This is a genomic window from Pseudoalteromonas sp. TB25 (assembly GCF_000497995.1).
GTDB classification, from domain to species: Bacteria; Pseudomonadota; Gammaproteobacteria; order Enterobacterales; family Alteromonadaceae; genus Pseudoalteromonas; species Pseudoalteromonas distincta.
The window spans coordinates 1-6,982 of sequence record NZ_AUTI01000103.1; the positions used below are offsets into that span (position 1 = coordinate 1).

Below are 6,982 nucleotides of genomic sequence, written 5' to 3' on the forward strand. Positions count from 1 at the left end.
GGTCGGCGACAGCCGCCCATTGGTTGCCATCGCCAACGCGATATAACCTCGAATAGAGGTTTTAAAATACATAAATTCATACACCAATTTATGAGCGAGATACAAAATCGCACCTACACATTAATTACACCGAAATTTAAAAGCTTCGCTTTTCGCGCGAGCAAGCTCCGCGCCTACAACCCAAAAGCGCGAGATAAACTCACGCCTACAGCGCGAACTACAAATTCTGTATTACACGTCATACCTTGGCTTTTCTTCCGCCACTAAATCCAGCCCTGTACTTAGTTGCTGATATTTAAAACTAGCCGCCTCTTCAAAATAACCTTTCTTTACCCATAACTTTGCACTGTTAGCCTGTGCAACCTGATACGCCCAATCACTAACCGAAAGCGACTTATCTGAATCACAATTAAAGTAATCACTAAGTTCAGTTGTTAAATGCTGGCTATTAATCACTAAATTTTGTTCTTGCCAGCGTTCGCGGTGAAGTTGCGCAGCTAAAAAGTCACTTTTACTGTTATTACAGGTGCTATGTGCTGCCACAAAGTTATGACCTAAATCATTTGCGTAGCGAGCAAACGGTATAAAGTGATCAACCTCGGTTTTACTGTTCAATGGTTTTTCGCAATAAAAACAATTACCGTGCTGAAGCTCTATCAACACAGGCTTTGCCTTACTCAACGCATTGCGATCAAAGCCGAATAAAAAATCATGTAGTTGGCTTTGTGGGCCAATTAAGGCTTGGTTATGCTTAATACTTTGAATTTTTTGCAGCCATGCATTTTTTGCTAAATAAACAACTAGGTCGTAAAAACGCCTAAAGCAGCCTGCAATACCTTCATTTAAGGTAATGTATGATTGGCCTTTAATATGGGGATACAAGAAACACTCTTCTTTGCCATTTAATTTTTGTAATAGCCAAAGCGGGCCGTCTTTAATGGTTTGTAATGTTGAGCTGCGTATATTTTTCCAACCGTCGCTCTTTTTTAATTGGCTAATTGAATTAATATTATTTAATTTTGCATCATGAAGCGTAGTTATAATTTTGGCTTGTTTATTAGAGTTGGTATTTTGTAAAAGTAGTTGCTCTCTATTATTACCAATTGCACCAAATGGCGATGCTTGGTGCCAATATAAAGTAATAAATTTGTCGACTAATTCATCAAATTTTATTTGTAACTGTGCTTGCGGATCGGCGTGATGTTTTTCGATACTAATATCAGCCAGTGCATGTAAAAGCGCAAACTTATAAGTAGCGCTAAAATCACCTTCAACTAATAAGCGCTGAATATAAGCAATAAAGTCGAGTTGTTGCTGCATTGCTCCAATCATAAAACGTGCACTACTTTTATAAGCGCATTTAGCCATACTTCGCTTTCGCGCTCTGGTCGCTTGTCAACACTTTGCCATTGTTTAATAGCTTTTAACTGCGTATTGCTAAGTAAATGCGTTAAAGAATTTTCGGTTAAATCGGTAAATTCACGACCATTATGCACACGCTCTATATCGCCATATTTAAACGATACATACAAAACGCCATTCTGTTTAAGCGCACGTTGTAGGTTTAAAAACACCTGCGGTAACTCAGCCTTTGGAACGTGTAATAAACTAGCGCAGCACCAAATCCCGTCGTATTGATTTACACAATTTAGCTCTTGGAATGTTTTAACCGCTACAGGTTGTTGTAAGTAACTGCTTGCCAACTCTGCCAGCTCTTGGCTTGCATCAAACGCACTTACAGTAAAACCCTGCGCTTTAAAAAATGCGGCATCGCGCGCACTGCCACAACCGGCATCTAAAATACTCCCATGTTGTGCAACGTGCGGTAAAAACTCAGCATAAAGCGCCGACATATCAACGTTAAGTGTTGAGTCGCTAAAGGCTTTGGCATTTTGGTTGTAATAAGTAAGTGTGGTGTTTGACACGAGACTCACCGCTCCTTGGCTAATCGTTTAACAGCTAAGACACTGTTAATACTGCATTCATTATTTGTTTAATCTACAGGAACAAGCGCATTAAATATAGGCTTAATAAGTAGAAATTTTTAAATTAATACGCCATTGTTATTAAGCACTGATGTTAAGTGATACATACGCAGTATAAAATTTAAAATGCAATACAAATGCCCTTCTATAAACACCGGCATACTAGGCGTTCTCATAATTACGGATGGTTTTTACATCTTTACACAAACCCGCGCCGCTAAAATACAAAAGCTGGTTTATACTGTTGTAATAATAAGCAAAAATAATAACTATGAGGCGCAATGAATAAATTAATTACCGTATTTTTATGTTTGCTGTTTACGGCTCCGTTTAATGTGTTTGCTTGTGAGAGAACCTTTAGCGTGGCATCGCACGATGCTTTTTGGCCGCCTTATGTAATGGGTATTAACGGTAAGCTGCAAGGCTCGGAGGTTGATGCACTCAACATTATATTTGCTGACTCCCCTTTTTGTTTTGAAGTTAAGTTACTGCCAAATTCTAAGCGGGCTTTTATTGAGCTTAAATACGGCCGTATTGATTTGGAGTGGGCTGCAAGTTATACAGATGAACGCGCTAAATATGTGCACTTTAGTGATAACTACCGAACTGAGGTTATGCGCTTATACGAAAACAAAAATAATCAGCATAGTGTTAAAAACCTCGAAGACATTTTTAAACAAGGCTTAATTGTTGGCGCTAACTTTGGAAGCTATTACGGCGAAGAGTTTGAGCAATATAAAACTAAATATAAAAAGCAGATTGAATATACCAGTGCAACCAGTAAACGCTTTGAAATGCTTAATAAACAACGTATTGATTTTGCTATTGAAGAGGAGTTAGTGGGTGCTTATTTTGGCAAAAAAGGTTCAAATATCAAATTAGTAACCAATATTGAGTATGTAAATAAAGACGATATTTATTTAATGTTTAGCAAAAAAACGGTGTCAGTTACTGAGCTTGCAGTAATTAATGAGCATATAAACAAAAACAAAACAGCACTTAATGCACTGTTTGAATACTAGGAGTGTAATGAAAACTTTATTTTTAACATTTACTACACTGCTATTTACTCACTTTAATGCCCTTGCGTGTTCAAAAACATTGGTAATGGGCACTAACGAAACTAATTGGCCGCCTTACCTTGTAAAACAAGGTGATACATTTTTAGGCACAGAAGTGGATGCTGTAAACGCTATTTTTAAAGATTCAAAATTTTGTATTAAATGGACTTATTTTCCGAGTTTTTCGCGTGTTCAAGCTGAGCTTGAAAATGGTCGAGTAGATATAACCTACGCGGCAAGCTATACAGAGCAACGTGCTCAATATGCGCACTTTAGTTTGCCTTATCGCGAAGAAATAATGCTGCTTTATAAACATAAAGATTCGGCTGATGTAACCAGCTTGGCTGATCTTTTTAGTCAAGATTTTACAGCAGGTATTAACCGAGGAAGCTTTTTTGGTGATGAGCTTGAACAACTCACAACCAAGTATTCAAAACAGGTCGTGCTTACTGCTCAAGCAAATAATCGATTTAGCATGTTAGATAAAAAACGAATCGACTATGTTGTTGAAGACTCTGTGGTTGCGCAGTACTTTGTGAAAAAACACTCCTCAATTTCGCAGGTAAAAACTATTACACCGATTAACGTTAACAATGTGCACTTTATGCTAAGCAAGGAGTCGCTAACACTCGATGACGTGGCGACTGTTAATCAGTTAATTACCAAAAATAAGGCGGCTATAAAGTCAATTTATCAACCTGTGCATTAAAGCATGGCTAATAACTTAGCTATTTGGCGCCCCCTCTTTAATATTGCTTGGCATTAGTAATTATTTACATTGTGGCTGTAAGCACATTCAACGCTACATACGTTAAAAATAGTGACTTAAAACCGAGAATTGCCGTTATTTTTACTTGGTTATAAATTAGCTGCCTTTTATCTTTCATTCGTTGTGGCTGATCTGTATAATTCGCCAGCTAATTTACCCTATTGTCTGGTTCTTGTTTGTGGCGTTTTGCTGCAGCGTACTCCTGTCAGTACTAATCTAGGATTACCTTTTTTGATCTCCACCGCAAATATTACGATGCAGTTTGGCGCAGAGCCGTTGTTTGAAAACATTTCAGCTAAATTTGGTAACGGTAACCGTTACGGTTTAATTGGCGCTAACGGCTGCGGCAAGTCGACTTTCATGAAAATTTTAAGCGGTGCGCTTGTTCCAAGTGCGGGTAATGTATCTATTACTCCAGGGTTAAAAGTAGGTAACCTAAGCCAAGACCAGTTTGCTTTTGAGCAATACAGCGTTGTAGACGCGGTAATTATGGGCGATGTGGAGCTTTGGAAAGTAAAGCAAGAACGCGAACGTATTTACTCGTTACCAGAAATGAGCGAAGAAGACGGTATGAAAGTTGCCGATCTTGAAAGTGTATTTGCTGAAATGGACGGTTACACGGCAGAAAGCCGCGCTGAAGAAATTTTGCTTGAAGCGGGTATCGATAAAGAATTTCATTACGGTTTAATGGCAAACGTTGCTCCAGGTTGGAAACTACGTGTGCTTTTAGCACAGGCGTTATTTGCAAACCCTGACATTTTGCTACTTGATGAGCCTACCAATAACTTGGATATTCATACAATTACGTGGCTTGCTAACGAGCTTAACAAACGTAAATGTACGATGATTATTATTTCGCATGACCGTCACTTTTTAAACTCGGTATGTACACACATGGCCGATATTGATTACGGTGAGCTGCGTATTTACCCTGGTAACTATGAGAAATTTTTAGAAGCTGCGGGCTTACAACGCGAGCAACTTTTAGCTGAAAACGCTAAAAAGAGCGCTGAAATTGACGAGCTACAAGACTTTGTTAACCGTTTTGGTGCTAATGCTTCTAAAGCTAAGCAAGCAAGTTCGCGCGCTAAAAAAATGGATAAAATTAAGCTTGATGAAGTTAAATCTTCAAGCCGTATGAGTCCATCGCTTTCGTTTGACGAAGGTAAAAAAATGTATCGCCAAGCGCTTGAAGTTAATAAGCTTGGCCATGGTTTTGATGGCGAAACGTTATTTAGCGGCGGCGACTTTTTACTTGAAGCTGGCGCTAAGCTTGCTGTAATTGGCGAAAATGGTGTGGGTAAAACTACATTTTTACGCTGTTTAGTAGACGAGCTTAAAAGTAATGAAGGCGAAATTAAATGGTCTGAAAATGCGAGCTTTGGTTATTGCCCGCAAGACAGCACTAAAGATTTTGATAACGATTTAACGTTGTTTGATTGGATGTCGCAATGGCGTACAGCTAAGCACAACGATTTAATGGTTCGTGGCATGTTAGGCCGTTTGTTGTTTACAGCTGACGATTCAAACAAAAAAGCGCGTAACTGTTCTGGTGGTGAAAAAAACCGCCTGTTATTTGGTAAGTTAATGATGCAAGACGTTAACGTGCTTGTTATGGACGAACCAACTAACCACATGGATATGGAAGCCATTGAAGCGCTTAATAACGCGTTAAAAGATTTCCAAGGTACGCTTATTTTTGTAAGCCATGACCGTGAGTTTGTTTCGTCATTAGCTACACGTATCATTGATATTAAAGATAAAAAAGTAATCGACTTCCAAGGTACGTTTGACGAATACCTAGCAAGTTGTGAAGAGAAAAAAGCGTAACCTTTTTCTAATTGCTTATAAAAACGGTGCTAAATTTAGCGCCGTTTTTTTATGTGTAGAATTTGAGTTTAACTATAAAATTAATAAAGGCTTAAATAAATAATTCACTAAGAGGTTAAGAGACGCTACGCTTTTAGAGTCAGTGATAAAATACTCGTTTCTGGCTTGGTTCTTCTCATTTACTCCTCTTTGGCTTCTCCTAGTGCAATAGTTTTTCAAGTAAGTAGTTCACTAATGGTGATATAAGACGCAGCGCTTTTAAAGTAAGTGATAAAATACTCGTTTTCTGGCTTAGCTCTTCTCATTTACTCCTCTTTGGCTTCTCCTAGTGCAATAGTTTTTCAAGTAAATAGTTCACTAATGGTGATATAAGACGCAGCGCTTTTAAAGTAAGTGATAAAATAAAAAACACTGTTTTTTGACTTAATTTTTCTTAGTTACTGCAGCATCGCTTTCTCTTATGCAATTAATGACTCTTATCGCAGAGCTAATTATTCACATTATTTTATTGGTAAATTCTGCACACATCACTGCTTTAAATCTAGTCATATTCTCCTGTAAGTCTTTGTCACTTAATGCTAATGTTGATGGAGTGAATTATTTAAAACTTTAATAGCTAAACCAAGAGGTAACTATGTCTAATTGGGTTGAAGCAACAGTAAAAAATGTCACGTGGTGGAGCAAAACACTCTTTAGCTTAACCGTTAATGCAAACGTAGAGCCGTTTAAAGCTGGTCAATTTACAAAGCTTTCAATAATGGATGGCGACAAACGTATTGCTCGGGCTTATTCATATGTGAATGCCCCTGAAAACCCCGATCTCGAGTTTTATCTTATTAACGTAATTGACGGTTTGCTTTCTCCTCGTTTAGCTACCTTACAACCTGGCGACACCGTATTAATAGAACAACACGCAACCGGTTTTTTTACCCTTGATGAAATACCACAAAGTGATCAGCTTTGGATGTTAGGGACTGGCACTGCCATAGGCCCTTTTTTATCGATATTACAACAGCCCGATGTATGGAGAAAATACAAAACTATAAATTTAGTGCATGGCGTACGTTTTAATAACGACTTAAGCTATCAGGCACTTATTAACGAGCTATTAAGAGTGTACCCAGCACAACTTAACTATATTCCGGTTGTAAGTAGAGAGGAGCCATTACAAGGCTTAAGTGGACGAATTACTAACGCAATTGAGAGCAACCGCTTGTTTGAATATGTAAAATTAAACCCTGAGCCTAGTAACGCGCAATTTATGATTTGCGGAAATCCACAAATGGTAAAAGACACAACCGCGCTACTTCTCGATAAAAACTTTACGCGTAACCGCC

The 6,982-nt window shown here is 38.3% G+C and carries 6 protein-coding genes; 4 read left to right on the forward strand and 2 right to left on the reverse strand.

What is annotated here, in order from left to right; translation table 11 throughout:
- Nucleotides 1-231: 231 nt before the first annotated feature.
- Together L652_RS0102170 and L652_RS0102175 are read right to left on the reverse strand one after the other, a co-directional pair.
- Complete coding sequence (locus tag L652_RS0102170; RefSeq protein ID WP_024596813.1) at nucleotides 232-1,332, reverse strand: HNH endonuclease; 1,101 nt, start codon at nucleotides 1,330-1,332, stop codon at nucleotides 232-234.
- A complete protein-coding gene (locus tag L652_RS0102175) occupies nucleotides 1,329-1,925 on the reverse strand; it encodes a class I SAM-dependent methyltransferase (protein WP_024596812.1) in 597 nt (198 codons plus the stop codon). The genes L652_RS0102170 and L652_RS0102175 overlap by 4 nt, the downstream gene beginning before the upstream one ends.
- A gap of 341 nt (nucleotides 1,926-2,266) precedes the next feature.
- On the opposite strand from L652_RS0102175, the gene L652_RS0102185 reads away from it, so the two are divergent.
- The 4 genes from L652_RS0102185 to L652_RS0102210 form a co-directional block, all read left to right on the forward strand.
- Nucleotides 2,267-3,007, forward strand: coding sequence for an ABC transporter substrate-binding protein (locus tag L652_RS0102185; protein ID WP_024596811.1), 741 nt, complete (start codon nucleotides 2,267-2,269; stop codon nucleotides 3,005-3,007).
- Nucleotides 3,008-3,014: 7 nt separating this feature from the next.
- Nucleotides 3,015-3,755: a transporter substrate-binding domain-containing protein gene (locus L652_RS0102190; RefSeq protein ID WP_024596810.1), complete on the forward strand. Its 741-nt coding sequence runs from the start codon at nucleotides 3,015-3,017 to the stop codon at nucleotides 3,753-3,755.
- A 291-nt stretch (nucleotides 3,756-4,046) separates the two neighbouring features.
- Nucleotides 4,047-5,645, forward strand: coding sequence for an ABC-F family ATPase (locus L652_RS0102200; protein ID WP_076914907.1), 1,599 nt, complete (start codon nucleotides 4,047-4,049; stop codon nucleotides 5,643-5,645).
- Between the two features lie 634 nt (nucleotides 5,646-6,279).
- On the forward strand, nucleotides 6,280-6,982 hold a 703-nt coding region (locus L652_RS0102210; protein ID WP_024603239.1), incomplete at its 3' end, for a ferredoxin--NADP reductase.

Bases quoted from the DNA above. Each gene is read 5' to 3' on its own strand.
- L652_RS0102170 (WP_024596813.1), bottom strand. From the start codon at position 1,332: ATGATTGGAGCAATGCAGCAACAACTCGACTTTATTGCTTATATTCAG.
- L652_RS0102185 (WP_024596811.1), top strand. From the start codon at position 2,267: ATGAATAAATTAATTACCGTATTTTTATGTTTGCTGTTTACGGCTCCG.
- L652_RS0102190 (WP_024596810.1), top strand. From the start codon at position 3,015: ATGAAAACTTTATTTTTAACATTTACTACACTGCTATTTACTCACTTT.